This is a genomic window from Qipengyuania citrea, from assembly GCF_009828015.1.
GTDB classification, from domain to species: Bacteria; Pseudomonadota; Alphaproteobacteria; order Sphingomonadales; family Sphingomonadaceae; genus Qipengyuania; species Qipengyuania citrea.
Genome location: NZ_WTYG01000001.1, coordinates 779,675 through 806,007, shown reverse-complemented (window position 1 = coordinate 806,007; position 26,333 = coordinate 779,675). Strand labels below are relative to the sequence as shown.

Here is a 26,333-nt window from a genome sequence, read left to right as displayed (position 1 = left end):
GGCTTGCAGGAGCCTATCTGGGTCCGCATCACGCGTCATGCAAGCGTAAGACACCAAACGAAGCGAGGGAGCCAAACCACCATGAGCGAAACCGTCACTATCACCGCCCTGTCCGGCGACGAAGAGTTCACCGCCTATGTGGCGCGGCCGGCCGGCTCCCCCAAGGCCGCGATCGTCGTGATCCAGGAAATTTTTGGCGTGAACGCGGGGATCCGCCGCAAGTGCGATCGTCTCGCCGAAGACGGCTATCTCGCCATTGCTCCCGACCTGTTCTGGCGGCTCGAACCGAAGATCGAGCTCGATCCCGATGTCGAACCGGAATTCCAGCGCGCGCTCGATCTGATGGGCAAGTTCGATCAGGATCAGGGCATCCGCGACATCGAAGCAACCATCAAACAGGTGCGCGAAGCGGAGAAGATCGCGAAAGTTGGTTGCGTTGGATACTGCCTTGGCGGCCGCCTCGCCTATATGACTGCCGCGCGTACCGACGTGGATGCGAGCGTCGGATATTACGGAGTCGGCATCGACGGCCTGCTGGATGAAAAGCATGCCATTGCCCATCCGCTGATGCTGCATGTGCCGACCGAGGACGGCTTCGTCGATAAGGATACGCAGAAGGCCATGCACGAAGGACTGGACGATCACCCCAAGGTCACGCTGTATGACTACGAGGGGCTCGATCACGGCTTTGCCACCGAGTTCGGTAAGCGGCGGTCCGAAGAAGCGGCCCAGCTGGCCGACAAGCGCACAAGCGAGTTCTTCACCCAGCACCTCGCCTGATGCGCAACCGGGCCAATCTGCGCGAGTCGTCCGAACTGCTAATGCGGTTCGGGCCGACTGCGGTCGTCGCTTTACTCTGCGCGGTCTTCCTGCTGGTCGAACCCTTGCGCTGGGGCCTGGTAGTCACCGTTCCTCTGCTGTTGCTGGCGCTGTACGATTTCTTCCAGCGCCAGCACACGCTGTGGCGCAATTACCCACTGCTCGCGCATATCCGCTGGATCATGGAAGACCTGCGCCCCTATGCGCGGGCCTATATCGTCGAAGGCGATCTCGAGGGCCGCCCGTTCAACCACCAGCAGCGCGCCCTCGTCTACGCCCGGGCGAAAGGCCAGCTCGACTCGCATCCCTTCGGGACCGAACTCGACGTCTATTCGGACGAGTATGAATGGCTCGCCCATTCGGTCGTGCCCAACGCGCAGGCCCCGTCGGAATGGCGGGTCGATGTCGGCGGCAAGCAATGTAGGCAGCCCTACTCTGCCTCGCTCCTCAATATCTCCGCGATGAGCTTCGGATCGCTGTCGGCCAATGCGATCATGGCACTCAACAAGGGAGCCGCCGCGGGCAATTTCTACCACGATACCGGCGAAGGGGGCATCTCGCGCTATCACCGTTCGCACGGCGGTGACCTCGTGTGGGAAATCGGCAGCGGCTATTTCGGTTGCCGGACCGATGACGGCTCCTTCGATCCCGATCAGTTTGCACAAACCGCGCAGGATCCGCAGGTCAAAATGGTCGAGATCAAGCTCAGCCAAGGCGCCAAGCCCGGCCATGGCGGCGTCCTGCCGGGAAGCAAGGTCACCGACGAAATTGCCGAAGCACGCGGTGTACCTGTCGGCACAGATTGCATCTCGCCTCCGGCCCATTCGACCTTTTCCACGCCCACCGGCATGCTTGAATGGGCTGCGCAGCTCCGCGACCTGTCGGGCGGAAAGCCGGTCGGCATCAAGCTGTGCGTTGGCAAGCCCCATGAAGTCTTCGCCATCATGAAAGCGATGCGCGAAACCGGTATCACGGTCGACTATATCGTGGTCGACGGCGCGGAAGGCGGCACCGGCGCGGCACCGGTGGAATTCTCCAACCGCGTGGGCATGCCGCTGCGCGAAGGACTGATCCTTGTCCGCAATGCGCTCGTCGGGACCGGTCTCAAGAGCGAAGTGAAACTGGCCGCAGCGGGCATGGTCCATTCAGGCGCAGGAATGGCGATGAATCTCGGCCTCGGTGCAGACTGGTGCAACGCGGGCCGCGCTTTCATGTTCGCGCTGGGCTGCGTGCAATCGATGAAGTGTCATGCCGATACTTGCCCGACGGGAGTGGCAACGCAGGATGCAACCCGCCAGCGTGGCTTGGTGCCAATGGAAAAGGCCGAGAGAGTCGCGCGTTTTCAGCGCCATACGCTGCATTCATTCCGTGAGATGGTGGTCGCGATGGGGCTCGACAATCCCTGGCAGATCGAACCCGGCGACATCTCCGAACGGCTCAATGGCGCACAGTCGGATAGCCTCGATCGCCTGCACGGCTTCCTCCAACCCGGCGCGCTGCTCGACTCGCCCGAATCGACCCCTTATGCCCACGCCTGGGCCGCCGCTCGGGCGGAGACATTCAGGGAGGCGATATGACGGCGCAACGCGGACTCAAGGCATGGCACGATGTGATCGAGAGCGGCAATTCGCCCAAGGCGCTCGCCGCGATCATCCATGAAGATGCCGTGTTCCATTCGCCCGTCGTCCACACCCCGCAACAGGGGCGCGATCTCGTGGTCGCCTATCTCGCTGCTGCGGGACAAACGCTCGGCAACGACAGTTTCGAATACGTCCGCGAGCTCGTCGACGGGGACAATGCGATGCTCGAGTTCACCACCGAAATGGACGGTGTCCACGTCAACGGCATCGACCTGATCCGTTTCGATGAACACGGCAAGATCGTCGATTTCAAGGTCATGGTGCGGCCGCTGAAGGCGGTCAACAAGGTCTGGGAGCAGATGGCGGCCATGCTGGAGGCGATGAAAGCATCATAGGCGCGCGACAACGAACGACGCGCGCTCCTCGGCGAAAACCATGGGCAGGTCGATCAGCGCATAGCCATGGCCGCGCCAGGCCGCACACACGGCCCGGTCGCTGGCAATGGCTTCTTCCCAATCCTAAATCCGCTCGTCGTCCGGCGTGTAGATCGCGCGCCATGGCGGTGCGCGAAAGATCGGCCCCTCGAAACGATATTCATCGCATGCCCGCGTAATCTCGTCGGAGACGGGTAGTCCTTCGACCCGCAGGAAACCGGCAATATCGGGAAAGCCACGGTCGAATACGACCGAACCCTCGATCTGCGTATCGTCCCATGCCGCCAGTTGCGCTGAGAGCATTGCATCGCCGAAGGCGAGCGGATCCTCTTCGCGAAGCGCCATGCCGCCGGCGGATTTCAGGATCGTCCGCGCGACTTCCGAGACCGTCGCCACGCCGCGGCGCGACAGCTCTGCCAGCAGCGTCGACTTGCCCGCCCCGAGAGCCCCCGTGATGGCGGCTCTCTGGACGGGCATCGCGTGCGAACCCCTACTGGTTCATCGTCGCGAAGAAGTCTTCGTTAGTCTTCGAATCCTTCATCTTGTCGAGCAGGAATTCCATGGCGTCGATCGTCCCCATCTGCATGAGAATGCGGCGCAGGACCCACATTTTCGACAGCTTGTCCTTTTCGACCAGCAGCTCTTCCTTGCGCGTGCCGCTCTTGCCCACGTCGAGCGCGGGGAAGATGCGCTTGTCGGCGACCTTGCGATCGAGCACGATTTCGCTGTTGCCGGTGCCCTTGAACTCTTCGAAGATCACTTCGTCCATCCGGCTGCCGGTATCGATCAGCGCGGTGGCGATGATCGACAGCGAGCCGCCCTCCTCGATATTCCGGGCTGCACCGAAGAAGCGCTTGGGCCGCTGCAGTGCGTTGGCGTCGACACCGCCGGTCAGCACCTTGCCCGAGCTGGGCACCACGGTGTTGTAGGCACGCCCCAGGCGGGTGATCGAGTCCAGCAGAATCACGACATCGTGCTTGTGCTCGACCAGGCGCTTGGCCTTTTCGATAACCATTTCAGCGACCTGCACGTGGCGGTTGGCAGGTTCATCGAAGGTCGAGGAGATGACCTCGCCCTTCACGCTGCGCTGCATGTCGGTGACTTCCTCGGGGCGCTCGTCGACCAGCAGGACCAGCAGGAAGACCTCGGGATGGTTGTCGGTGATCGCCTTGGCGATGTTCTGCAGCAGCACGGTCTTACCCGTGCGCGGCGGGGCGACGATCAGCGCGCGCTGGCCCTTGCCCTGCGGCGAGATGATATCGATGACGCGCGCCGACTTGTCCTTGACCGTGGGGTCGAGCGTGTCGAGCGACAGCTTCTCTTCCGGGTAGAGCGGCGTGAGATTGTCGAAATTGGTCCGATGGCGGACCGCGTCGGGATCGTCGAAATTGACCTTGTAGATCTCGGTCAGCGCAAAATAGCGCTCGCCTTCGCGCGGCGCACGGATTTCGCCTTCGACCGTATCGCCGGTACGCAGGCCCCATTTGCGGACCTGGTTGGGCGAAACGTAGATATCGTCGGGACCGGCGAGATAATTGGCTTCGGGGCTGCGCAGGAAGCCGAAGCCGTCCTGCAGCACCTCGATGGTGCCGATCCCCATGATCTTTTCTTCGTATTCCTCGTCCTCGGCCAGTTCGCGCAGGATGCAGAACATCAGGTCCTGCCGGCGCATGGTCGAGGCACCTTCGACGCCCAGTTCTTCGGCCATCGCGACCAGATCGGCCGGGGTTTTCTCTTTGAGATCCTTGAGATGCATATCAGTTTTACTCGGTATTCGGGTTTGGATGGCCGGCGGGTCGGTATGGGCTTGGAGAAAGCGGACCCGGCCTCGTCGATATGCGAGGCCTATCGCCGGTGGATGGGCACGGAATACGGGCCCGCTGTCGGGCCGTCAATTCACAAAGCGACGCGCCGCTCGTCAGAAGGGTTTGACGATAACCAGGATCACGATGATCGCCAGCATGATGCCGGGAAATTCGCCCCACATCCGGAGCTGTTTCTCGCTCATCGGACGATCACCGGCGATCATTTTCTTCGATCGGGCAACCATGATCCCATGAAACGCCGTCAGCAGCAGGACGAAGAGCAGCTTGGCATGGAACCAGCCCTGGTCCCAGGCACCGATGGTCATTGCCAGCAGCAGTCCCAGAACCCACACCACGATCAGGCTGGGAGTGAGGATGACCTTGCGCAGCAGCCCCATCCGCTTCGCCCACAGGGCGGATTCATCGGACCCGGGGCTGGCGGGGTGAAGGTAGATCATCTGCCGCGGCAGCATGAAAAGGCCAGCGAGCCAGAACACCATGAAAATGATGTGTCCGGCCTTGAGCCAGAGATAGGTCATGGCAAGCAGATCCTGCATTCAAACTTCATGTAGGGACCACTCACCGCCGCGTCACCCCTCGAACGCACGAACGGTGGATATCAATCGCTCGACATGGGCAATCGGCGTGCGGCGGTCGATCCCGTGGCCGAGATTGAAGACATGCGGCCGGCCCGCAAACGCTTCGAGAATCGTCCGGACTCGTTGTTCGAGCCGGTCGCTTCCCGCAAGCAGCAGCAGTGGATCGAGATTGCCCTGGACCGGCATGCCGGCGGGCAATTCGCGCGCAGCCCATTCCGGATCGAGCGTTTCGTCGACCCCGACAGCATCAACCCTGGTTTCGCGCGCATAGGCGGGCAATTTCTCTCCCGCACCTTTGGGAAAACCGATGATCGGCGTTTCCGGATGGCGTTCGCGCAGCGCAGTGGTGATCGCAGCGTTGGGGGCGATCACCAGGCGTTCGAATTCGTCGGGCGCCAGGCTGCCCGCCCAGCTGTCGAACAGCTGCACCGCTTCGGCTCCGGCGGCGATCTGGCCGGAGAGATAAGTGATTGTCTCGGATACGATCCGGTCAAGGATGGCATCCAGCTTGCCCGGATCGGCATAGGCCATCGCGCGCGCGGCATGCTGGTCGCGGCTCCCCTCGCCCGCGACCATGTAGGTCGCCACCGTCCACGGGCTCCCGGCAAAGCCCAACATGGTCACACCGTCGGGCAGCCGCTTGCGGCACAGGCGCACGGTCTCGTAGATCGGATCGTAGCGGGTGGGATCAGGCGTCAGGTCGGCGAGAACCGCATCGACCAGCGGCGGCGAAAGCTTCGGCCCTTCGCCGGCCATGAATTCGAGATGCTGACCAAGCGCGTGCGGTACGATCAGGATATCGGAAAACAGGATTGCCCCGTCGAAGCCGAACCGGTCGATCGGCTGCAGGGTAATCTCGCACGCCGCCTCGCTGTCGTAAGCCATCGCGAGAAACCCGCCCTTTTCGGCCCGCAGCGCGCGATATTCGGGAAGATAGCGCCCTGCTTGGCGCATGAGCCACAGGGGGGTCCGATCGGCGGGCTTGCCGTTCAGCGTATCGAGCAGGAGACCGGGCATCGCTGAGTCCAATCCAATAAAATAATAGTATATATAGAGGTTGATGGTGTCTGTTGGCCCTGTGGATTTCAGGGATAACCGGCCCCTGCCCGATTTCTCCCGCGCTGCAAAGGGTCGAGGCGCGCGAGCGACTCGCCCAGCCGTCTGAGTCGAGTCAAACTTATCCCTGCTATCCCCGGGGCTGCGCAAAACTCGGATTTGCTGTGCGGGAATCGGCCCGTGGAGGACTCGTATCGGGGAGCGTTTTCCTCCCCGAACTTGTCGCCAGCTTTCTCCCGTGGTTTATGCCCCTGTTCTCCACAGGCACCGGGATCGAGCCATTTCCAACCGCATCCACCTGCATCTGCTGTCTGATTCCACCGGCGAAACGCTGGAAATGCTGGCCAAGGCAGCGCTTGCCCAGTTCGAGGATGCCGACGTTGTTCGCCATTTCTGGCCGATGGTTCGCAGCCGGCAGCATCTCGAGCGGATCCTTCCCGAACTCAAGGGCAATCCCGGCCTGGTGCTGTTCACGCTGGTCAATCCGGAAACGCGCCAGCGGCTGGAAGAAGCCTGTACGCAGCTCGGCCTGCCCGCCGTGCCGATTCTCGACCGGGTGACCGAGGCGCTGGAAAAGGCTCTGGGCCAGGAAGCACACGGCCGCCCGGGTCGCCAGCACGCCATGGACCAGGCCTATTTCAACCGCGTGGAAGCGATCCAGTTCACCATCGCCCATGACGACGGGATCGGCTGGGAGGAATGGGAACAGGCGGATATCCTGCTTGCAGGGGTTTCGCGCAGTTCGAAGACGCCGACCAGCATCTACCTCGCCAACCGCGGTTACAAGGTCGCCAATATCCCGCTGGTGGTCGAGAGCCCGCCCCCGCCCAAGCTGTTCGAATTGAAGCATCCGATGATCGTCGGCCTCACCACCGCGCCCGAACGGCTGGTGCAGATCCGGCGCAACCGTCTGCTGACGCTCAACGAGGAGCGCGAAACCGACTATGTCGACAACGAACGGGTCAAGGACGAGGTCAAGTTCGCCCGCCGCATGTTTGCCGACAATGGCTGGGCGGTGATCGACGTGACGCGCCGTTCGATCGAGGAAACCGCGGCCGCGGTCATTCGCCTGTACAACGAGCGCGAGGCGCGTGGCAGCCAGCAGGGAATCAAGCCGATATGACACTCGATGGCAGCGGGATCGTCCTCGCTTCGAACAGCGCCTCGCGCAAGGCAATGCTCGAAGCCGCCGGGATCGCGTTCACGGCCAGGGGCGCCGATATCGACGAACGCGCGCTTGAGAACGAGATGGGCGGCGCCGAACCGGCCGAAATCGCGCAGGCGCTGGCCGCGGCAAAGGCCGCCGCCGTTTCGTCAGCCCTTCCTGGCGATCTGGTGCTGGGCTCCGATTCGCTGGTCGAGGTCGATGGCCGGCGTTTCGACAAGCCCGCCAGCCGCGCCGATGCGGCCGACCATCTGCGGGCATTCTCCGGCAAGGTCATGACGCTGCACAGCGCCGCTGCGCTGGCACGCGGGTCGCAGATCCTGTGGATCGGCTCGGATTTCGCACGCCTCAGGGTTCGCGAACTCAGCGCCGCGTTCATCGAGGCCTATCTCGATGCCGAATGGCCCGCGGTGTCCTATTGCGTCGGCGTTTTCCGGATCGAAGGGCCCGGGGTACAATTGTTCGACAGCATCGCTGGCGACCAGTTCACCGTGCTCGGCATGCCGCTGCTCCAGGTCCTGGGCGCCTTGCGCGAAGAGGGGGCACTGCCCGCATGACCGCCTATGCCGAAGTCATCGGCGATCCGATCCGCCAGTCCAAATCCCCCGTGATCCACGGTTTCTGGATCGAGCAGATCGGGCTCGATGCGGATTACCGGGCGGCGCATGTAACTGGTGACGGGCTGGCTGCCTATCTGCAGGAGCGCAGGGAGGATCCCGAATGGCGGGGCTGCAATGTGACGATGCCGCACAAGCAGGCGATCATGCCGCTGCTTGACCGGCTGGAACCGCTAGCGAGGCGCGTCGGGGCTGTGAACACAGTCGTCAGGGCGGCCGATGGCAAGCTGGTGGGCCGCAACACCGATGTCGCAGGGTTTCTCGAACCCCTCGCCGAAGGCTTGGGCCACCGGCACTATTTCCGCATGGCGCGGATATTGGGCACGGGCGGCGCGGCACGTGCGATCGTGGCCGGGCTGGCGAAGGAAGGCTTCACTCTGGTGCTGGCGGGCCGCAACCCCGACAAGGCGCGCGCATTGCTCAACGAGATCGATCCCGCGGGCGACCACCATGTCGCGCCGCTCGACCACTTCGCCGGGCCAAGCGATTTCGCTTTCGACGACCGCGAAGGATGCTGCGATCTGGTCATCAATGCCTCGCCGCTAGGAATGCGCGGACAGCCTCCGCTGGCATTCGACTGGAGTCATGCGCCGCCGGGGTCGATCGCCTATGACATCGTGACCGATCCGGTCGATACGCCGTTCCTGTCCGGGGCGCGCGCGGCGGGATTTGCCACCATCGATGGCCTCGCCATGCTGATCGGGCAGGCTGCTGCGGCCTTCACCCATTTCTTCGGCGTCGCGCCGCCGCGCGGCGACGATGCCGCGTTGCGCGAAAGGCTTGGCGCATGACACGTCCGCTTATCGTAGGGCTCACCGGGTCGATCGGCATGGGCAAATCGACGGTCGCGGCGATGTTCGAGGCGGCCGGCGTACCGGTTTTCGATGCCGACGCCGAAGTCCGCGCCCTGCAGGGCCCCGGAGGGGAACTGGTACCGGCGATCGAACAGGCCTTCCCAGGCAGCACCGATGCGGACGGCGTATCGCGCGAAAAGCTAGGCGCGCTGGTGTTCGGCAATCCGGCGGAGCTGGCCCGGCTCGAGGCGCTGGTCCACCCGGCGGTCGCGGCGCGGCGCGAGGCCTTCCTGATCGAACAAGCGGGCGCACCCCTGGTCGTGTTCGACATCCCGCTGTTGTTCGAAAAAGGCGGTGCCGGAATGGTCGACAGCGTGGTGGTGGTGTCGGCTCCGCCGCAGGCCCAGCGTCAGCGCGTGCTCGCCCGGCCCGGGATGACCGAAGAGAAATTCGCCCACATCCTCGAATTGCAGACGCCCGACAGCGAAAAGCGCGCGCGCGCCGATCATGTCATCGACACCGGCAGCACGCTGGCGCAGACCGAGGATGCGGTGCGCGGCCTGATCGCCGAATTGCGTGGCAAGCACCCGGATGGGGCAGCATCGTAATCCTCTTGTAATCTTGCCTAGCGGGGCCGATAGAAGAGCCAATGCGCGAGATCGTGTTCGATACCGAAACCACTGGGCTAGACCCGAAGACCGGGGATCGCATGGTCGAGATCGGCTGCATCGAGATGGTCAATCTCGTGCCCACCGGGAACAGCTTCCACGCTTATTTCAATCCTGAGCGGGATATGCCCGCGGGTGCCGAGGCCGTGCATGGCCTGTCCGCGGCATTTCTCGCGGACAAGCCACTGTTCCGCGATCAGGCTGCAGACCTCCTCGCCTTTATCGGCGACTCCCCCCTCGTGGCGCACAATGCGGGCTTCGACTTCGGCTTCCTAAATTCGGAACTCGGCCTGTGCCAACTTGAACCTGTCTGTACCACGCGGATGGTCGATACGGTGGCGCTGGCGCGCAAACGGCATCCGGGGGCGAAGCTGTCGCTCGATGCGCTGTGCTCACGCTACGGGATCGATCGCAGCCACCGCGTCAAACACGGTGCCCTGCTCGATGCCGAATTGCTTGCGCAGGTCTATGTCGAACTCAAGGGCGGGCGCCAGATCGGCCTCGAACTGGCGGCGGAGGCCGCGGTGGTCGAGATTACCACCACTCCTGACCGCCCGGCCGTGCGCATGGCGCCGACCGGTCGGCGCCGCGAACCGCGGCCGCATCAACCGAGCGCGGCCGAACTGGCCCGGCACCGCGAATTCATGGCCGGGATTGAAAACCCGCTCTGGGGTTAAATCGGCTGCAAGGGAAACCGGCCGCATGGTCGGAGCGTTGGGATCGCACGGGACGGCAAAGGAGAAAATGGCAAGATGGATATTCGTGTTTCCGGCCACCAGATCGATACCGGCGCAGCTCTGCAGGAGCATGTCGACGATCGTTTGAACTCCATAGTCGACAAGTATTTCAGCCGCGCGATTTCTTCGCACGTGACCTTCGGCAAGGGGCCGGGCGGCGCCTTCACTGCCGATATCGTGACGCATGTGATGCAGGGGCTGATCCTCAAGGGCCACGCGGAAGCGCATGACGTGCATCAGGCGTTCGATGCCGCGGCCGCCAAGATCGAAAAACAGCTGCGCCGCTACAAGCGCCGGATCAAGGACCGCCACGCGCAGACGGCGCATGCGGTGCGCGAGGCCGAGGCGGCCTATACGATCCTCGCCTCGCCCGAAGCCGACAATGACGAGGAAGTCAGCGCGGACAGCCCGCCGGTGATTGCCGAAACCAAAGCGATGATCCCCGAATGCAGCGTGGCCGATGCGGTCATGCTGCTCGACTTGCAGAACGCAAACGGCCTGTTGTTCAAGAATGGCGGTAGCGGCGAACACAATATGGTCTATCGCCGCCACGATGGTTCGATCGGCTGGGTCGAACCCCGCTAGGGAGGGCGAACACAGCAATGACCGGTGCCGCAACCAGCGGGGCGGAACGCCATTTCCGCGCGCTCGAAAGCCTTTATGCGTCCGCGCCGATCAATGCGCAGTTCGCCTCGCGGCTGGAGATAACGGGGGAAGGCACGTCGCGGATCACCTTCGACGTGACCGAGGAAGTGTATCACGCTGCCGGCGCCGCGCATGGCACGATCTACTTCAAGATGCTCGACGATGCCGGTTTCTACGCGGCGAACACTTTCGTCAGCGACCGTTTCCTGCTTACCACGTCGTTCAACCTGCATTTCACCAAACCGGTGCGAGTCGGGCAGGTCGTCGCCGAGGGGCGCTGGGTCAGCGGGCGAAAGCGGGTTTTCGTCGCCGAATCGCGGCTGGTCGATGAAGAGGGGGACGAGATCGGCCGCGGCACCGGTACTTTTATGCGTTCGCATATCCCGCTGTCGAGCCTGCCCGGCTACGTTGCGCAGGGCTGAGCCCGGTGGACGCACGCCTACCCGCCCATGTCGAGGTGTCCGGACTGATTCGCGCCGTCGAAAGCGCAGGGGGCTTCGCCATGGTCCTGCAGAAGGGCGAGCGAGACGCCGGAACGATCCTCGTGTTAACCACGCAGAATGGCCGGAATACGCGCTTGTGGGAACGTATGCCGCAGTTGGACGGGTCGCGGAAGTTCAGCTGCACACGCGAGCAAGACGATGAAAATCCGAGAGAAATTGACGAGTACATGGGGAAGAGACGGCGTTCGGACCCCGATTGCTGGGTGATCGAACTGGATATCGAGAATGCAGAACGCTTCGTCGCACCGGCTCCGGGTTAACTTGACTTGATTGCAATTGCGACTATTTGACCGCCAGCTTCGATGCGTAGGCGGCGTTTGGACGGCAATGGGGTCGACACGCTAGCACGCAGACGGGGGGTGGTCGGCAGGCCACGTGATGGATCCGGCTTTACGGGCGCCACGGTGCCCATGGATCCCAGCCTGCGACAGACCGCCAACCGCTTAGTTGTCTGAAAAAAATGGTTCGTAAGACTACCGGGTTCACCGCGGTTATCGCGGCGATTGCCTTTACAGTTTTTGCCGGAGCGGAAGGTTCCGGCGCCAACGCCCAGGTTGCGGCGCAAGCAGCCCAGAACACCGCTCCCGACGCGCAGCTCACCGAAGAGGTGGTGCCCGTGTTCGTCGAGAAGGAAGTGGTGCAGGAGCTTCCCGAGACGCCGGAAGCCGACACCGAGATTCCTGCCACCGAGACCCAGGCTTCGAGTCTGCGTGAACTCGTGGCGACCATGCCTGCCGCGGGCAGCCTTTCCGAAGAGATGCAATGCCTTGCCGGCGCGGTCTATTTCGAATCGCGCGGCGAACCGCTTGCCGGCCAGCTGGCCGTCGCGCAGGTCATCATCAACCGCGCCGAAGACCGGCGTTTTCCCTCGAGCTATTGCGGCGTCGTGTTCCAGCGCTCGCAGTTCTCCTTCGTCAAGAACGGCCACATGCCGCGCATCCGTACGGGCACGCTCGCCTGGAAACGCGCGCAGGCAGTGGCTCGCATCGCGCACCGCGGTCTGTGGGACAGCGAAGCCAGCGACGCGCTGTACTTCCATGCGAATTACGTCCGGCCGAGCTGGAGCCGCCGCAAGGTCGCCCTCGCCACGATCGACACGCACGTCTTCTACCGCTGAGGTCAGCCTGTTCCGGAAAAGGGGGCCGTCGCACTTGCTGCGGCGGCCCCTTTTCGTTGTGGCGGTCACTCCGCCAGTTCGACCCACACCGGGGTATGGTCGCTGGCTTTCTCGCGGCCGCGATATTCCTTGTCGACTCCTGCGGCCTGCATGCGGTCGGCCAGCTCGGGCGACAGCAGCAGGTGGTCGATGCGGAAGCCGTGATCGCGCTGCCACGCGCCGGCCTGGTAATCCCAATAGGTCCACACGCCGCCGCGCGGGTTGAGCGTATCGATGGCATCGGTCCAGCCATCGCCCAGCATCCGGAGGTAGGCATCGCGCGATTCGGGTTGCATCAGCGCATCGTTCGCCATCGCGCGGACCGACCAGACATCCTTGTCTTCCGGAATGACATTGAAGTCACCCAGCACCACGGTGGGGATCTCCTGCACCCAGAGTTCGGCCATGCGCGCGCGCAGCCGTTCCATCCACGCCAGCTTGTAATCGAACTTGGGCCCGGGATGGGGGTTGCCGTTGGGCAGGTAGAGATTGCAGATGCGCACGCCATTGACCTCGGCCTCGAGGTAGCGCGCCTGCTCCCCCTCGCCTTCCTTGGGCCCATCGATACCCAGCCCGCGCTGTTTTTCGACTGGCGCCACCCCATCGGCGAGGATAGCGACGCCGTTGAAGCTCTTCTGGCCGTGCCAGATCGCGCTGTAGCCGATCTTCTCGAAGGCGTCGGCGGGAAAGCCTTCGTCCATCGTCTTGATTTCCTGCAGGCAGGCGACGGTGGGCCGGGTTTCTTCCAGCCATTCCAGAAGACGCGGCAGTCGCGCCTTGATCCCGTTGATATTGAAGCTCGCTATTCGCATGGCGGCCTGATGCCCCAAACGTAGGCGCGGGTCTAATTCAAATACCGAAGCTCGATCCGCAGCCGCAGCCGGCGGCGGCCTGGGGATTTTCCACCCGGAAAGCCGCCCCGCCGAGCGATTCGACGAAATCCACCGTGCTGCCCGCGATCAGATCGAGGCTGACCGGGTCGACCACCAGCTTCACGCCTGCATTGTCGCTGACCGAATCATCGCTATCGACCCCGTCGGCGAGGCCGAATCTGTACTGGAACCCCGAACAGCCCCCGCCTTCGACCGACAGCCGCAAAATGGCCGGCTTGGCCTGCTTTTCGGCGATTGCAGCTATGCGCTGGGCCGCGGCATCGGTGAGCGTGGGGGCAGTGGTCATGTAGCCTATGTAGGGTGGCCGGCCTGTCCTCTCAAGCCGTCTGGATATAGGTACGCAGCGCTTCGGCCTCGTGTTCGATCTCGTCGAGCCGCGCTTTGACCAGGTCGCCGATGGAAATGAAGCCGCACATCGCATCGCCGTCGATCACCGGCAGGTGGCGGATCCGGCGCTTGGTCATCAGCGCCAGCGCGTCGAGCACCGTATTCGTCGGCTTTACGCTGATGGGCGGCGCGGTCATCACTTCGGCCAAGGGGCGCGTTAGGCACAGCTCGCCTTCATCGGCGAGGCGGTAGACGACGTCCCGTTCGGAAAAGATGCCGATGACGGTATCGCCCTCCATCACCGGGATCGCCCCGATCCGCTTTGCTGCCAGCAGCGCGATAGCCTCGCGAACCGGCATATCGCCCGAAGCCGAGACGATCTGCGATCCGGCCCGATCCTCGATCAGCTTGCCAATTTCCATCCCCGCACTCCTTCTGTTGTTGCTCAGCAAAGTGCCATTTTCGCCGCCAAAAAGCGAATCGGGTCCGGCGCAGCGATTGAAACCGCGGCCCAAACCCGCCATTTGCATCTGCGATGACCAAAAAGAGCCCGCTCGACGACCCGCAGAACGCCGCCTTCGCGTGGGCCCGTTATCGCCGGATCATGCGCTTCATGCTGTTGCTGACAGTCGGGATCGTGGCAATTGCGATGGCGCTGCTCTTCAAGTTCGGCGAAGAGGAAGTGTCGGTACATTTCTACATCGCGGTAGCGCTGGGCATCGGTTTCACCATGCTGCTGACGAGCGCGCTGATGGGTCTGGTGTTCCTGTCTTCGGGAACCGGGCACGACGAATCGGTCGAAGACCCGCTGCGCAAGGACGATTAGTCCGCCGCCGGCTCGAGCCGGTATTGCGCCACCGGCTCACCGGCGATCAGGTGCTGCTGGATGATCTGCTCGAGCACCTCGGGCCGGCACGAATGGTACCAGACGTTATCGGGCCAGACGACCGCGATCGGCCCCGCTTCGCAGACCTGCAGGCAGTCGGCCTTGGTCCGCTGCACGGTGCCTTCGCGCCCGGCCAGCCCCAGCTGCTTCATGCGCTTCTTGAGATAGCTCCAGGCTTCCTTGCCTTCGTCACGGCTGCAGCATTTCTGCTTTTCCGAGATCGAACACAGGAAAATGTGCCGCTGCGCACGCGCGCCGCCGATCTTGGCCAGCGCTTTTTCGGCCTTGCGCAGGGATTTCGATGTCGCGGTCAAATGCTGTGCGGGAAGCCTAGCTGCGCTTGCCAGCAATGCGCGCGATCTCGGCCTTGACCAGTTCCTCGACCATTGCGGGGAGGTTGTCGTCGAGCCATTGCGCCAGCATCGGGCGCAGCATCTCGCGGGTTAGGCCCTCGAGCGAGGTTTCACCCGATCGCACGATCTGCGGTTCCCTGCCCGGCTGCGAAAGCATCGCAAGTGCAGCGAAATTCTGGCGCATCGCTTCGCGCGTGTCGCCCCGCGTCAACGCATCGGCTTCGGCCGCGCAATCGTCGCTTTCCGAATCATCGTCGAGCGCGACTTCTTCTGCCAGTTCGAGCACCTCTTCCGCCTCTTCGGGGCCGGCGGGTTCGGCATGGGCTTCGCGCAAGGTGCTGGCGGTGCGCCGGCGCCGATCGAGAATCGCCCCTTCGCGATTATCGCGTGCAATCACCTTCTTGATCGAGTCGAGGATTTCTTCGACCGAAGGTTCGTCCTGTTGCTGCATCGTGTTCCAAGCCCCTGTCGGCGAATCGGTGCGGTCCCGATTCGATACAGCGCTCAATAGCCGGATTCGGTTCCGGTTTCATCCTCTGACGGAACCGACGCATCGGGAGCGGCGATATCGACCGTCCGGCTGGCGCTCGATTCGGGTTCCGGATCGCGGCCCCAGTCCCATACCCTGCCCTTGACCCGCTCGTAATTCTGCAGCGGATCGTAGAGCACGCCTTCATCGAGGAAGCCGAGATCGCGCGCTTCGGCCCGGCCCATGGCGGCCAGGAGGCTGAAGCCCGCGACATAGGCGTTGCGCCGTGCGGTCACCAATTGCGCCTGTGCGCTGAGCAGTTCCTGTTCTGCATTGAGCACGTCGAGGATCTGGCGGCTGCCGATCGAGTTCTCTGCGCGGACACCCTCGAGGCTGAGCGCTGCGGCTTCGACCGCCACCTGGCTGCTTTCGATCACTGCGAGCGAAGCCTGCCAGCTCGACCAGGCTGCACGAACCTGCGCGATGGTGTTGCGTTCTGCGGCGATCACCTGTTCCAGCGCCGCGGTTTCGCGGGCCTGCGCCTGGCGCTGACGCGCCGCTGGCAAGCCGCCCTGGAAGATCGGAATGCTGAAATTGACCCCGGCATTGGCCGTGGTTTCTTCCTGGACGACGTTGGTGGCGCCGCTGGCCAGCGTATTGAAATAGTCGGTGTAGTTCGCCCCGGCGAAGAGCGAGACGCGCGGCAACCGGCCTGCTCCTGCAACCTCGCTGTCGAAGCCGGCGGCATCGGCGCGTTCTTTCGCGGCGATCAGGTCGGGGTTGTTCGACAGGGCGATATCGACCGCCGTAGCCACATCGCTGGGCAGGTTGGGCAGCGGCGGCGGCGGCTGGAGGTCGTCGGGCGCTTCGCCGACCAGCTCGATATAGGTTTCGCGCGCGTTGATGAGGTTGGCCTGCGCGTTCCTGTAGTCGCCGCGGGCCAGCGCCAGTCGCGACTGCGATTGTGCGACGTCGGTCCGCGTCAGATCGCCGATCTCGAACCGGTCGCTGGTGGCCTGCAGATTGACCGTGAGGAATTCGACCTGGTTGCGCGACAGCGCCACCAGCGCCTGCGTGCGCAGGACATCCATGTAGGCTGCGACAACCTGGCTGAAGATCGCGCTTTCAGTGGCGCGCAGCTCTGCTTGCCCTGCGGCCACACGTTCTTGGGCAGCCTTTACCGCATTCCTGATCGCACCGCCCGAATAGACCGGCACGGTCAGTTCCGGCCCGACCTGCAATCGGCGATCGGGTGCGGTAAAGCTGTTGGGCGAGTTCTTGATGAATTCGATGTAGTTTCCGGACGCGCTTACGCCGGGGATACCGGGCGCTTCCTGGATCTGGACGTTTTCATCGGTCGCGCGCTGGTTGGCGCGCGCGGCGAGCAGCGAAGGGTTGTTGAGATAGGCTTCGGTGAGCGCTTCCTGCAGCGTATCGGCGTGCGCCGGAGCGGCCTGCGCCAGCGCGATCCCGCTGGCTCCCGAGACCAGGAAATATGCTACCCCTCCACGACGCATTCAGAAGCTCCAGCTTTGCGGCCGGTCGAATGCGCCGAGCCGCGGGATACCCATTTCGGCAAGCGGCAGCAGCGCCAGCGCCTTGCCCGATTTGCGGCCGGTGGCAAGGCGGGTAACGCCCCGATCGACCATGCCGGTAACGATCCGGCCGTTTTCGGCGACCAGTTTGGCGAGCGCCGGCGGGACGTGTTCGATTGCCCCGTCGACCAGGACCAGCGAGTAATCGCCGCGCTTGCTGCCATTGGCAGCCTTGTCCGGGGCGATCGTATCGAGAGTGCCGACCAGAGGTTCGACCAACGCCGCGAGATAGCCGCTGCCCGCATCGATGACGAGCACCTTGTCCGCGGACGTGGGCTGCGCCTCGGCCAGGATCGCGCCATGGAACAGCGGCGCGGGCAGGAAACCGCCGTCGGCCAGCCGGATGGCGCGGTCCATGTAGGCGGTTGCCTTCGAGCCTTCGGGGACGAAGTCCTCGCGCGGGAGCGTTCCCATGCGTTCGAGAACGAAGGTATCGTTCACACCGCTGGTGCGCAGCTGGCTGTCGATCATCGCCTTGCGGGCGGCAGCATAGTCGGGGCGGGTCGTAGTCAGGGTCATGGTTGTTCCGCGAGCTGTATTACATCAATAACACGCTTATGCAAGCTCCGGTTGCCTTAGGCGTATGGCCGGGTGTGGCCAAGCGCTTTGACCGATGGCGGCTAACGCGCCTATCGGGGAGCGCAAATCTGCAACATGGGAATTTGCGGCGATGAGCGACATGACCGTCATCACGGAAAACGACGTAATCGAGAGCGTGGCGGACGCGCTCCAGTACATTTCTTACTACCATCCGATGGATTACATCCGCGCGCTCGGCGAAGCCTACGAGGCCGAGAAGGGTCCGGCGGCGAAGGATGCTATCGCGCAGATCCTGACCAACAGCCGCATGTGCGCCGAAGGCCATCGCCCGCTGTGCCAGGACACCGGAATCGTCAACGTGTTCGTCAAATGGGGACAGAACTGCCGTCTCGACAGCACGCAATCGTTGCAGGAAGTCGTCGATGAGGGCGTGCGCCGCGCCTACAACCATCCCGACAACAAGCTGCGCGCCTCGATCCTTGCCGATCCCGCCTTCACCCGGCGCAACACGCGCGACAACACGCCCTGCGTCCTGTCGGTCGAAATGGTCCCGGGGAACCGGGTCGAGATCGACGTCGCGGCCAAGGGCGGCGGCAGCGAGAACAAGTCCAAGTTCAAGATGATGAACCCGAGCGACAATATCGTCGACTGGGTGATCGAACAGATTCCCTCGATGGGCGCGGGCTGGTGCCCCCCGGGGATGCTGGGCATCGGGATCGGTGGCACGGCGGAGCATTGCGTGAAGCTGGCGAAGCAGAGCCTGATGGATCCGATCGACATGGGCCAGCTCAAGCAGCGCGGCGCGCAGAACGATATCGAGCAATTGCGCATCGATATCTTCGATGCGGTCAATGCCATGGGCGTCGGTGCGCAGGGCCTTGGCGGACTGGCGACGGTCCTCGACGTGAAAATACTCGATGCGCCCTGCCATGCCGCCGGCAAGCCCGTGGCGATGATTCCCAACTGCGCTGCCACGCGCCACGCGCATTTCACGCTCGACGGTTCGGGTCCGGCCTATCTCGAACCGCCCAGCCTCGACGATTATCCGCAAGTTACCTGGCAGCCCGACAGCGCGGCCAAGAGAGTCGATCTCAACGCGCTGACCGCCGAAGAGGTCGCCAGCTGGAACCACGGCGACCGCCTGCTGCTGTCGGGCAAGATGCTGACCGGGCGCGATGCGGCACACAAGCGGATCAACGACATGCTCGAGGCGGGCGAAGAGCTGCCGGTCGAGTTCAAGGGCCGCGCGATCTATTACGTCGGCCCGGTCGACCCGGTGATGGGCGAAGTCGTGGGGCCGGCCGGCCCGACCACGGCGACCCGGATGGACAAGTTCACCGAAATGATGCTCGACCTCGGGCTGCTCGCCATGATCGGGAAGGCGGAACGCGGCCATGATGCGGTCAATGTGATCAGCCGGTTCAAGGTCGCCTACCTCATGGCTACCGGCGGCGCGGCCTATTTGGTCAGCCGCGCGATCAAGGGCGCCGAAGTGGTGGCTTTCGAGGATCTGGGGATGGAAGCGATCTACGAATTCGAAGTGCAGGACATGCCCGTTACCGTGGCGGTCGATGCGGCGGGCAACAATGTCCACACGCTCGCCCCCGCCGAGTGGCGCCAGCGAATTGCGGCGGGCGAGTTCGAGCCCGCCGAATAGCTCAGCTGGTCGACCAACGGCGCAGTCCGTTCGACCGCCGCGCTGGCATCCAAGGACGCAAAGGGGCACATCGCAACGGTGCCAATCGATGAACGCCAGGTGAATCCCGAAGACGAACGCCTTTCCGGCAGGGTGGTCTTTGCCTCCATGGTCGGGGTGTGGCTGTGCTATTTCCTGCTCATCACGCTGCGCAGCGTGGTGGTCGGGCTGGACTTCCAGGATGAGCTGCTCTGGCGCCGTGCACTCGTCTGTGCGATCGGGGTGGCGGTGACCGGTCTCCTGTGGCTCGTCCTGCGGGTCGTCGAGAACCGCGCCCTCGGGATCAAGATCGCCGTCGCGCTGATCGCCGCGATGCCGGGGGCGATGATGATCGCGCAGGCAAATCGCTGGATCTTCGATTCGATCGAGGCGAAGGTCGAACAGCAGATGGGCAAGGAGCGCGGGATTGCGCTGCGCCGCGACGATGCCGGCAATCTGCTGATCGATCTGCCCCGCGCGCAGATCGGCGAGGACGTCGACCAGGCCGAGGAAGCGGTTCCGCAAAGCGTCCTGATTGCCCCTGCACCGACATCGCTCGACCAGTGGAAGATGACCTTCGATCTGGCGATCGGGCGCTACTTCCTGTTGCTTGCCTGGGCGGCGCTGTTCCTCGCCCTGCTCGCCGGCGCGCAGGCCCGGGCGGCGGAGCGCCGCGGCGAACGCTTCCGGACCGCGGCCAAGGCCGCCGAACTGCGCTCGCTACGCTATCAGGTGAATCCGCATTTCCTGTTCAATACGCTCAATTCGCTGTCGGCCCTCGTGATGACCGGCAAGACCGACCGGGCCGAACAGATGATCCAGACGATCTCGCGCTTCTACCGCCATAGCCTGGCCGACGATTCGACCGGCGACGTCAGCCTCGAGGATGAGATCGACCTGCAGCAACATTATCTCGAAATCGAGACGGTGCGCTTCCCGGAACGGCTGAAGGTGAAGGTCGACCTTCCTGCCGACCTCGCCCGGTTCAAGGTCCCGGGGATGATCCTGCAGCCGCTGGTGGAAAATTCGGTCAAATACGGCGTCTCGGCCTCGAGCCGGCCCGTAACGATCACGATTGCGGCGCGCGAGGAATACGGTCGCCTGGTGCTCACCGTCAGCGACGACGGACCCGGCACCGCCGGCCATCACGGCTTCGGTATCGGCCTTGCCAATGTGCGGGACCGGATCGAGGCCCGGTTCGGGAATGCTGCCACGATCGTGTCCGGACCATCGCTGACCGGATACGAAACCGAGCTGAGGATACCGATGGTGAAACATGGCTGACGAATCCGACGACAAACTGCGCACGCTTATCGTCGATGACGAACCGCTGGCGGTCGAACGGATGCAGGTTATCTGCGCCAAGATCGACGCGTTGCAAGTGGTCGGCACCGCCAGCGACGGGGCGCAGGCGCTGCGCCTGATCGGGGCGCTCGAGCCCGATCTGGTGCTGCTCGACATGACCATGCCCGAGGTGGACGGAATCTCGGTGGCCAAGGCGCTGACCAGGGAAGCGCACCGGCCAGCGATCGTATTCGTCACCGCGCATGACAATTATGCGGTCGAGGCTTTCGATCTCGAAGCGGTCGATTACGTGCTCAAGCCGGTCAAGCCCGAACGGCTGGAACGCGCCGTGGCCCGCGCACTGGCGCGGCGCGGCGATGCCGAACGCAGCGACAGCGAATGGCTCGAAGAATTGTGGATCCCGCATCGCAGCGAGCTCATCCGCATTGCGACTTCGGAAGTCGGGCGAATCGATGCCGAACGCGATTACGTCCGCCTTCATGTCGGCGAAGGCGATGCGGCGCGCACCTATTTACTCCTGCAGACGATCGCCGGCCTCGAGGAGCGGCTGGACCCGGCGAAGTTCATCCGGATTCACCGCTCGACGATCCTGCGCAAGGACCGCATCACTGGCCTGCGCCACGATGGGCTCGGCGTGTGGTCGGTCGAACTGGACGCGGGAGAAGCCTTGCGTATCGGGCGGACCTACCTGCCCAAGGTGAAGGCCATGGCGGGCCGGTAGGTTCATCGCAGCGCATCTGGCTGCCGACATACAGCTGGCGCGAAAAGAACCCCGGCCGGGGGACTGCATCCGGCCGGGGCTCAAAGGTGGGCGAACTTGGGGTATCAGCCGCCCAAGGCGTGGTCGCTTACGAGGGAAGCGAATTGCGCCCCCGCGTCTGCCTTCGCCTTTTCGAAACAGGCCCGGGTCGCCCGGTCGAGCTGAAGATTACGCGTGCCACCGCGGGTGTGGCCGCAGACATTGCGGGCAGCGCGGTCGATGCGCTGCGAGAGCTGCTTCTGGCCCTCGGGGCTCGCGAGGTTGAGGTCGCTATAGGTGACACGCACGGACTCGGCCTGAGCGGCGGTTGCGGACAGCGCCAGACCGGCGGCGGCGAGCGTTGCGAAAAGCGTTTTCATGGTTCCATCTCCAGGTCTGCAGCGAGCCCCGATCAATAGAGGGGGAGAGGCTCGCTGCACGAACTGTATTGCACGGCTACACCAGTAATCGCACGCGCCCCTCGACGGGCGGCGGTGTGATTGGACCGGGTGCGCAGTCGGCCCGACCAATGGCATTTGGCAATCGGCATACGACAGGGGTAAGACGCTCGTCGCATGCTGCTCGGGATCCTCTTCGTGCTGGGAATGGCCAATTTTGCCATGCACAAGGCGATGCTCGAGTCGAATCACCCCGTTCTGGACAGCCTGCCCGCGGCTTTCCGCGCGGGTGGCGGTCGGATTTCGCTCGCGCTCGAGTTCCTGATCCTGCTGCTGGCAATGCTGCTGGCCGCGCACGACTGGCCCGCCGCTTCGTGGATCTATGCATTCTACAGCGTTCTCAATGGCGTTACCGCCTGGTTGCTGCTCAACCACCGCATCTGACAGCGGGAACCGCAGGCCGTGTCCGGCGCTTGGTCGGCATGAGCCCTTCCGCATCCTGGCTGGTCGTGAACGAGCGCAGCGGCAGCAACAGCGAAGCCGCGCTCCGCGAGCTGGAAGCCTCGCTGGCCAGGCATGGGCTAGGTGTGACGCGAACCATCGAATTTCCCGCGCAGGAGCTTCCCACGCGCAGCGATCTGGAAGCCGCCGGGGTTTCGCAGCTCATCGTGTTTACCGGTGACGGCACGCTGAATGCAGTGATCGACGCAGTGTCCGGTTGGGCCGGGGCCGTGCTGGTCCTTCCCGGCGGGACGATGAACCTGTTGAGCGGCCGCCTGCATGGCGAAGACACGCCCTGCGATGCCATTCTGGAGCGGATCGCCCGCGGGGCCTTCCGTCCGGTCCGTCCCGCTATGGCTGCCTGCGCGGCCGGGCGTGCGCATGCGGGCCTGCTGGTCGGGCCCGGTACGGCCTGGGCCGGGGTACGTGAAGCCATGCGCGATTTCGATGTCGCCGGCCTGGCGCAGGGCGCCGGCGAAGCGCTAGCCGAAACCACCGGTGGATCCCGGGTACGGATGGCCGATCCGGCAATCGGCGACCAGAACGGATATCCGCTTATCGAACTCACCCCCAGTCACCGCGGGTTGCAGGTAGACGGTTTCCTGCTCGAGAATGCCGCCGAATTCCTGCAGCAAAGCTTTGCCGTCCTGCGCCGGCGGTTCCGGGAAGGTCCGCACGAGCGGCTGGGCCTGCTCGACTGTCTGACCATCGAAAACTGCGCGGCCGAACCGCTGCAATTGCTGATCGATGGCGAACCGGCCAGCCTCGGTCCGCGGGCCGAATTCTCGGTGGCTGAGTGCCCCGTCGATCTGCTAGCGACCGCCCATGGCTACTGACACGCGGCGGATATTCCACCTCTCCGACATCCATTTCGGCCTCGAAAACACCCGGGCGCTCGATTGGGTGAAGCAGGAGATTGCCGAGAAACAGCCCGATGCCGTGGCAATTACCGGCGATCTGACGATGCGCGCGCGTCACCGCGAGTTTGCTGCCGCGACGCAGTGGATCAATTCGCTCGACGCGCCGGTGACTGTCGAGGTGGGCAATCACGACATGCCATATTTCAACCTGATCGAACGCTTCTTCTCCCCTTACGAGCGGTTTCGCGGGATGAAGGAGAAGGTCGAACGGGAGCTCGATCTCGGCGCGCTGGCGATCGTCCCGCTGAAGACTGCGGTGCGCATGCAGCCTCGGCTCAACTGGTCGAAAGGATGGGTGAGCCAGCGCGCGCTCGATCGTTGCCTGACCGCCCTCGACGCGCTGCCGAAAGGGATCCAGGCGCTGGTCGCGGTCCACCATCCATTGCGCGAAGTCGGGACCCAGGGGACCGCTCTGACGAAGCACGGCGACCTTGCGCTGCGCGAATTGGCCAAGCGCAATGTAACCGCTGTTCTTTCAGGCCATGTCCATGATGCTTTCGACATCATGGAGGATACGAGCGAAGGGCCGGTGCGGATGATCGGTGCGGGAACGCTGTCGCAGCGCACTCGCTCCACGCCGCCCAGCTTCAACGAAATCGAATGGGACGGCCGCAAGCTGACCGTCTGCGTGCGCAATCTCCAGCAGGTCGATACGCGCGACATGCAGATCGACGATGTCCCCGAGAATGCCCTCCCGCCGCGCAGCGAGGGCGAACCCGTGGCCCCGGTGCGCCAGGTCCCGAGGGTGGATCCCCCCGTCCACTGAGCCAGGCGCGTTAACCAGCCCCGCTAAGCCAATCCGGAACCGGACCGGCAACCCCTGTTGCATAGGCACCGCGTCTACTTGCTGCAGGACAGGGGAAAGCGATGGAACTGGTAAAGGCATTGCCGCTTGGCGCGATACTGACTTTCGTGGTCGCGCTGCTGATCGGCTCGCAAGGGTCGAAGGGCGGCCAGCTCGCCATCTTTCGCGCGGAAATCTACCAGTTCGACTTCTGGTGGTCGTGGCCATTGTTCCTCGCGGGAACCGGGCTGGCCTGGGGAATCATGACGCTGCAGCGCTAGCGCTGCACATACGAAAGAGGCGGCTCCTTCCGGAACCGCCCCACTCGGTGATCGATAAGATCGGGTAAGCTTAGCGCTTCGAGAACTGGAAGCTACGGCGGGCCTTGGCGCGGCCGTACTTCTTACGCTCGACCACGCGGCTGTCGCGGGTCAGGAAGCCTGCCGCCTTGACGGTGCTGCGCAGCGCGGGCTCGTATTTGGTGAGCGCCTGCGAAATGCCGTGCTTCACCGCGCCGGCCTGGCCCGACAGACCGCCGCCGCGCACGGTGGCGATGACGTCGTACTGACCCTGACGGTCGGTGATGGTGAAGGGCTGGTCGATGATCAGGCGCAGCGTCGGACGTGCGAAATACACTTCCTGGTCCTTGCCGTTGATGATGACCTTGCCGCTGCCCGGCTTGAGCCAGACGCGGGCGGTGGCGTCCTTACGGCGACCGGTGGCGTAGGCACGGCCTTCCTTGTCCAGTTCCTGCTCGCGCAGCGGAACCTGGGCGGTTTCGGCGATCTGCGCCGCGTCACCTTCGGGAGCGTTGCCGGCGATGTCCTTCAGATCGGCGAGATCCGAGACGGTTTCGTTCTTGGTTTCGTCGGCCATTATGCGACAACCTTGTTCTTGCGGTTCATCGAGGCAACGTCGAGCTTTTCGGGCTTCTGGCCGTCATAGGGATGCTCGGTGCCGGCGAATACGTGCAGCGCGCGCATCTGCGCACGGCCGAGCGGGCCGCGCGGAATCATGCGCTCGACAGCCTTTTCGAGCACGCGCTCGGGAAACTTGCCTTCCAGCACCTTCGCCGGAGTGGTTTCCTTAATGCCGCCCGGGTGACCGGTGTGCTTGTAATAGATCTTGTCGGTGAGCTTCTTGCCGGTGAACTTCACCTTGTCGGCATTGATCACGACGACGTGGTCGCCGCAATCGACATGCGGGGTGTAGCTCGGCTTGTGCTTGCCGCGCAGATGGTTGGCGATGATCGCCGCGACACGGCCGACGACGAGACCTTCGGCGTCGATGATGTGCCACTTCTTTTCGACCTCGGCCGGTTTGATCGACCGGGTGATCTTCGTAAGAGCCTTCATGGCTGATTTCCGTTCTTAGTGTTCGTGCCGCGCCTTGAGAAAGGCGGCGGCGTCAATCGGCGAATCCGAACGAGCGAACTCGCGAAGCGCGCGCCAAATGGCGCCTGATCGCCTTTCAGTCAAGCGTTTCCGCGTGTCTCGCGGGAGGTAAAATAGCACCGTACGCTATTCAGAGGAGCCGCAGCGTCCAGATTTCGTGCGACGGCCGCACGTCATCGCCGATCCGGGTGACGATGCGCCGTTCGAACCGGTCTAGCAGGCCGTCGGCGCGCGCGGTCGCTTCCAGCGTCACGCGCACTTCACCCGTGAGCGCGTCGGGCAGCGCGAGAGCGCGCCGGTCCGTGGCCCGTCCCGGTCTGGGAAAGAACAGGTCGGGCGGCGGATCGGCAAAGACCGTATCGGCCGATCGCGCAAGGCGGTTGAGGTACCTCTTGGCATCCTCGAGCTCGCCCGGTGATCGGCCCGTCTGCTCGAGGATCGATATCGCGGCTGAAACCGCGGCAGCGGCATCTGCGCCGCCGCCTGCCCGCCCGGCTTTGATGATCCGGCCCTGCCGGTCGATCTGCGCGGGGAAGGGTCCCGCATCCTGACGATTGCGTTCGATCTCGGCGATCGGTTCGAGAACGGCAGGGGCCGAGACGACGCACGAAACCTGTTCGCCGATCGCCTTTAAGCCGTTGCGGTCCTCCAGGAAGCGGCCATCCCATTCGCGGATCACGCGCACTGCCTGCCCGCCTTTCAGTCCGCGTTCGAGCTCGCGCTGCAACCGGAAAGGCCCCGACGGGACGATGATAGCGCCGGTTTGTGCGATGGCCGATATCGGCAGGCCCGAAGCGGCGATGGCAGCGGCCATGCCGAGCTGCCCAAGAAATGCGCGTCTGTTGCCTGTGGTCATCCCGCCCCCTTCGCATAGCACCCGGGCATGCCCGGGGTCACGCGCCGTAGCCCCCGCAGCGGCGCGTGATTTCCTTGTTATTGCGAATGGATCTCACGAGCGCAAGCGCTGTGCGCTCGC

Annotated in this window: 35 protein-coding genes; 20 read left to right on the top strand and 15 right to left on the bottom strand. The window is 63.9% G+C overall.

Going from position 1 to position 26,333, the window contains the following annotated elements:
- The first annotated feature begins 81 nt into the window (after positions 1–81).
- From GRI55_RS03765 to GRI55_RS03755, 3 genes are read left to right on the top strand one after another with little or no spacing between them, the layout of a single operon-like run.
- On the top strand, positions 82–780 hold the full coding sequence (locus tag GRI55_RS03765; RefSeq protein ID WP_050601480.1) for a dienelactone hydrolase family protein: 699 nt from the start codon (positions 82–84) through the stop codon (positions 778–780).
- Positions 780–2,396, top strand: coding sequence for an FMN-binding glutamate synthase family protein (locus tag GRI55_RS03760; protein WP_160766236.1), 1,617 nt, complete (start codon positions 780–782; stop codon positions 2,394–2,396). Before GRI55_RS03765 ends, GRI55_RS03760 begins: the two co-directional genes overlap by 1 nt.
- Positions 2,393–2,794: a nuclear transport factor 2 family protein gene (locus GRI55_RS03755; RefSeq protein WP_160766235.1), complete on the top strand. Its 402-nt coding sequence runs from the start codon at positions 2,393–2,395 to the stop codon at positions 2,792–2,794. The genes GRI55_RS03760 and GRI55_RS03755 overlap by 4 nt, the downstream gene beginning before the upstream one ends.
- 123 nt (positions 2,795–2,917) lie before the next feature.
- Here GRI55_RS03755 and GRI55_RS03750 read toward each other — a convergent pair whose 3' ends face one another.
- From GRI55_RS03750 to hemE, 4 genes are all read right to left on the bottom strand, one after another.
- The gene (locus tag GRI55_RS03750) at positions 2,918–3,310 is read right to left on the bottom strand and encodes an AAA family ATPase (RefSeq protein ID WP_237452387.1); all 393 of its coding nucleotides are present in this window, start codon (positions 3,308–3,310) and stop codon (positions 2,918–2,920) included.
- Positions 3,311–3,323: 13 nt separating this feature from the next.
- A complete protein-coding gene (rho, locus tag GRI55_RS03745; protein ID WP_050601483.1) occupies positions 3,324–4,589 on the bottom strand; it encodes a transcription termination factor Rho in 1,266 nt (421 codons plus the stop codon).
- A 162-nt stretch (positions 4,590–4,751) separates the two neighbouring features.
- Positions 4,752–5,195 carry a CopD family protein gene (locus GRI55_RS03740; RefSeq protein ID WP_050601484.1) on the bottom strand — a complete coding sequence of 148 codons (444 nt, stop codon included), beginning with the start codon at positions 5,193–5,195 and terminating at the stop codon, positions 4,752–4,754.
- Between the two features lie 33 nt (positions 5,196–5,228).
- Complete coding sequence (gene hemE / locus GRI55_RS03735; protein WP_160766234.1) at positions 5,229–6,254, bottom strand: uroporphyrinogen decarboxylase; 1,026 nt, start codon at positions 6,252–6,254, stop codon at positions 5,229–5,231.
- 319 nt (positions 6,255–6,573) lie between these two features.
- On the opposite strand from hemE, the gene GRI55_RS03730 reads away from it, so the two are divergent.
- The 9 genes from GRI55_RS03730 to GRI55_RS03690 all read left to right on the top strand — a co-directional run bounded on the left by GRI55_RS03730 (position 6,574) and on the right by GRI55_RS03690 (position 12,539).
- Positions 6,574–7,416: a pyruvate, water dikinase regulatory protein gene (locus tag GRI55_RS03730; protein ID WP_160766468.1), complete on the top strand. Its 843-nt coding sequence runs from the start codon at positions 6,574–6,576 to the stop codon at positions 7,414–7,416.
- A complete protein-coding gene (locus GRI55_RS03725; RefSeq protein WP_160766233.1) occupies positions 7,413–8,015 on the top strand; it encodes a Maf family protein in 603 nt (200 codons plus the stop codon). The genes GRI55_RS03730 and GRI55_RS03725 overlap by 4 nt, the downstream gene beginning before the upstream one ends.
- A complete protein-coding gene (locus GRI55_RS03720) occupies positions 8,012–8,866 on the top strand; it encodes a shikimate dehydrogenase family protein (protein ID WP_160766232.1) in 855 nt (284 codons plus the stop codon). The genes GRI55_RS03725 and GRI55_RS03720 overlap by 4 nt, the downstream gene beginning before the upstream one ends.
- Positions 8,863–9,477, top strand: a complete 615-nt coding sequence (coaE, locus tag GRI55_RS03715) for a dephospho-CoA kinase (RefSeq protein WP_160766231.1) — start codon at positions 8,863–8,865, stop codon at positions 9,475–9,477. The genes GRI55_RS03720 and coaE overlap by 4 nt, the downstream gene beginning before the upstream one ends.
- 41 nt (positions 9,478–9,518) lie before the next feature.
- Complete coding sequence (dnaQ, locus tag GRI55_RS03710) at positions 9,519–10,214, top strand: DNA polymerase III subunit epsilon (protein ID WP_160766230.1); 696 nt, start codon at positions 9,519–9,521, stop codon at positions 10,212–10,214.
- Between the two features lie 75 nt (positions 10,215–10,289).
- Positions 10,290–10,859: a ribosome hibernation-promoting factor, HPF/YfiA family gene (hpf, locus tag GRI55_RS03705; protein ID WP_050601490.1), complete on the top strand. Its 570-nt coding sequence runs from the start codon at positions 10,290–10,292 to the stop codon at positions 10,857–10,859.
- A gap of 17 nt (positions 10,860–10,876) precedes the next feature.
- Positions 10,877–11,341 carry a PaaI family thioesterase gene (locus tag GRI55_RS03700; protein ID WP_050601491.1) on the top strand — a complete coding sequence of 155 codons (465 nt, stop codon included), beginning with the start codon at positions 10,877–10,879 and terminating at the stop codon, positions 11,339–11,341.
- A 5-nt stretch (positions 11,342–11,346) separates the two neighbouring features.
- A complete protein-coding gene (locus tag GRI55_RS03695) occupies positions 11,347–11,682 on the top strand; it encodes a DUF1491 family protein (RefSeq protein WP_063510952.1) in 336 nt (111 codons plus the stop codon).
- Positions 11,683–11,882: 200 nt separating this feature from the next.
- Positions 11,883–12,539 carry a cell wall hydrolase gene (locus tag GRI55_RS03690; RefSeq protein ID WP_050601493.1) on the top strand — a complete coding sequence of 219 codons (657 nt, stop codon included), beginning with the start codon at positions 11,883–11,885 and terminating at the stop codon, positions 12,537–12,539.
- A gap of 65 nt (positions 12,540–12,604) precedes the next feature.
- On the opposite strand, the gene xth is transcribed toward GRI55_RS03690, so the two are convergent.
- The 3 genes from xth to GRI55_RS03675 are packed head-to-tail and all read right to left on the bottom strand — an operon-like array spanning position 12,605 to position 14,220.
- Complete coding sequence (gene xth / locus GRI55_RS03685; protein WP_160766229.1) at positions 12,605–13,390, bottom strand: exodeoxyribonuclease III; 786 nt, start codon at positions 13,388–13,390, stop codon at positions 12,605–12,607.
- 37 nt (positions 13,391–13,427) lie between these two features.
- Positions 13,428–13,757, bottom strand: coding sequence for a HesB/IscA family protein (locus tag GRI55_RS03680; protein WP_050601495.1), 330 nt, complete (start codon positions 13,755–13,757; stop codon positions 13,428–13,430).
- A 31-nt stretch (positions 13,758–13,788) separates the two neighbouring features.
- The gene (locus tag GRI55_RS03675) at positions 13,789–14,220 is read right to left on the bottom strand and encodes a CBS domain-containing protein (protein ID WP_050601815.1); all 432 of its coding nucleotides are present in this window, start codon (positions 14,218–14,220) and stop codon (positions 13,789–13,791) included.
- Positions 14,221–14,333: 113 nt separating this feature from the next.
- Here GRI55_RS03675 and GRI55_RS03670 point away from each other — a divergent pair, with 113 nt between their 5' ends.
- Entirely contained in the window at positions 14,334–14,624 is a 291-nt protein-coding gene (locus tag GRI55_RS03670) for a hypothetical protein (RefSeq protein ID WP_050601496.1), read from the top strand.
- Here the strand turns inward: GRI55_RS03670 and GRI55_RS03665 are convergent.
- The 4 genes from GRI55_RS03665 to GRI55_RS03650 are packed head-to-tail and all read right to left on the bottom strand — an operon-like array spanning position 14,621 to position 17,620.
- The gene (locus tag GRI55_RS03665) at positions 14,621–14,998 is read right to left on the bottom strand and encodes a (2Fe-2S) ferredoxin domain-containing protein (RefSeq protein WP_160766228.1); all 378 of its coding nucleotides are present in this window, start codon (positions 14,996–14,998) and stop codon (positions 14,621–14,623) included. The genes GRI55_RS03670 and GRI55_RS03665 overlap by 4 nt on opposite strands.
- Positions 14,999–15,014: 16 nt before the next feature.
- Positions 15,015–15,488 (bottom strand): DUF2497 domain-containing protein, encoded by a 474-nt coding sequence (locus GRI55_RS03660; RefSeq protein WP_160766227.1) that lies wholly within the window; start codon positions 15,486–15,488, stop codon positions 15,015–15,017.
- A 53-nt stretch (positions 15,489–15,541) separates the two neighbouring features.
- Complete coding sequence (locus GRI55_RS03655) at positions 15,542–17,023, bottom strand: TolC family outer membrane protein (protein ID WP_160766226.1); 1,482 nt, start codon at positions 17,021–17,023, stop codon at positions 15,542–15,544.
- On the bottom strand, positions 17,024–17,620 hold the full coding sequence (locus GRI55_RS03650; protein ID WP_160766225.1) for a protein-L-isoaspartate O-methyltransferase family protein: 597 nt from the start codon (positions 17,618–17,620) through the stop codon (positions 17,024–17,026).
- Between the two features lie 160 nt (positions 17,621–17,780).
- On the opposite strand from GRI55_RS03650, the gene GRI55_RS03645 reads away from it, so the two are divergent.
- The 3 genes from GRI55_RS03645 (at position 17,781) to GRI55_RS03635 (ending at position 21,342) form a co-directional block, all read left to right on the top strand.
- A complete protein-coding gene (locus GRI55_RS03645; protein WP_202392370.1) occupies positions 17,781–19,298 on the top strand; it encodes a fumarate hydratase in 1,518 nt (505 codons plus the stop codon).
- A gap of 78 nt (positions 19,299–19,376) precedes the next feature.
- Complete coding sequence (locus GRI55_RS03640; RefSeq protein ID WP_307019913.1) at positions 19,377–20,600, top strand: sensor histidine kinase; 1,224 nt, start codon at positions 19,377–19,379, stop codon at positions 20,598–20,600.
- On the top strand, positions 20,593–21,342 hold the full coding sequence (locus GRI55_RS03635; protein WP_160766223.1) for a LytR/AlgR family response regulator transcription factor: 750 nt from the start codon (positions 20,593–20,595) through the stop codon (positions 21,340–21,342). The genes GRI55_RS03640 and GRI55_RS03635 overlap by 8 nt, the downstream gene beginning before the upstream one ends.
- Before the next feature lie 104 nt (positions 21,343–21,446).
- On the opposite strand, the gene GRI55_RS03630 is transcribed toward GRI55_RS03635, so the two are convergent.
- A complete protein-coding gene (locus tag GRI55_RS03630) occupies positions 21,447–21,740 on the bottom strand; it encodes a UrcA family protein (RefSeq protein ID WP_050601503.1) in 294 nt (97 codons plus the stop codon).
- Positions 21,741–21,935: 195 nt separating this feature from the next.
- Between GRI55_RS03630 and GRI55_RS03625 the strand changes: the two genes are divergently transcribed.
- The 4 genes from GRI55_RS03625 to GRI55_RS03610 all read left to right on the top strand — a co-directional run bounded on the left by GRI55_RS03625 (position 21,936) and on the right by GRI55_RS03610 (position 24,244).
- On the top strand, positions 21,936–22,202 hold the full coding sequence (locus GRI55_RS03625) for a hypothetical protein (RefSeq protein WP_160766222.1): 267 nt from the start codon (positions 21,936–21,938) through the stop codon (positions 22,200–22,202).
- 38 nt (positions 22,203–22,240) lie between these two features.
- Complete coding sequence (locus GRI55_RS03620; RefSeq protein WP_050601505.1) at positions 22,241–23,095, top strand: acylglycerol kinase family protein; 855 nt, start codon at positions 22,241–22,243, stop codon at positions 23,093–23,095.
- Complete coding sequence (locus tag GRI55_RS03615) at positions 23,085–23,945, top strand: metallophosphoesterase family protein (protein WP_160766221.1); 861 nt, start codon at positions 23,085–23,087, stop codon at positions 23,943–23,945. The genes GRI55_RS03620 and GRI55_RS03615 overlap by 11 nt, the downstream gene beginning before the upstream one ends.
- A gap of 101 nt (positions 23,946–24,046) precedes the next feature.
- The gene (locus tag GRI55_RS03610; protein ID WP_050601507.1) at positions 24,047–24,244 is read left to right on the top strand and encodes a hypothetical protein; all 198 of its coding nucleotides are present in this window, start codon (positions 24,047–24,049) and stop codon (positions 24,242–24,244) included.
- 70 nt (positions 24,245–24,314) lie between these two features.
- Here GRI55_RS03610 and rpsI read toward each other — a convergent pair whose 3' ends face one another.
- From rpsI to GRI55_RS03595, 3 genes are all read right to left on the bottom strand, one after another.
- Positions 24,315–24,839 (bottom strand): 30S ribosomal protein S9, encoded by a 525-nt coding sequence (gene rpsI / locus GRI55_RS03605; RefSeq protein WP_082835593.1) that lies wholly within the window; start codon positions 24,837–24,839, stop codon positions 24,315–24,317.
- Entirely contained in the window at positions 24,839–25,318 is a 480-nt protein-coding gene (rplM, locus tag GRI55_RS03600; RefSeq protein WP_050601508.1) for a 50S ribosomal protein L13, read from the bottom strand. The genes rpsI and rplM overlap by 1 nt, the downstream gene beginning before the upstream one ends.
- 169 nt (positions 25,319–25,487) lie before the next feature.
- Positions 25,488–26,213 (bottom strand): hypothetical protein, encoded by a 726-nt coding sequence (locus tag GRI55_RS03595; RefSeq protein WP_160766220.1) that lies wholly within the window; start codon positions 26,211–26,213, stop codon positions 25,488–25,490.
- Positions 26,214–26,333: the final 120 nt, after the last annotated feature.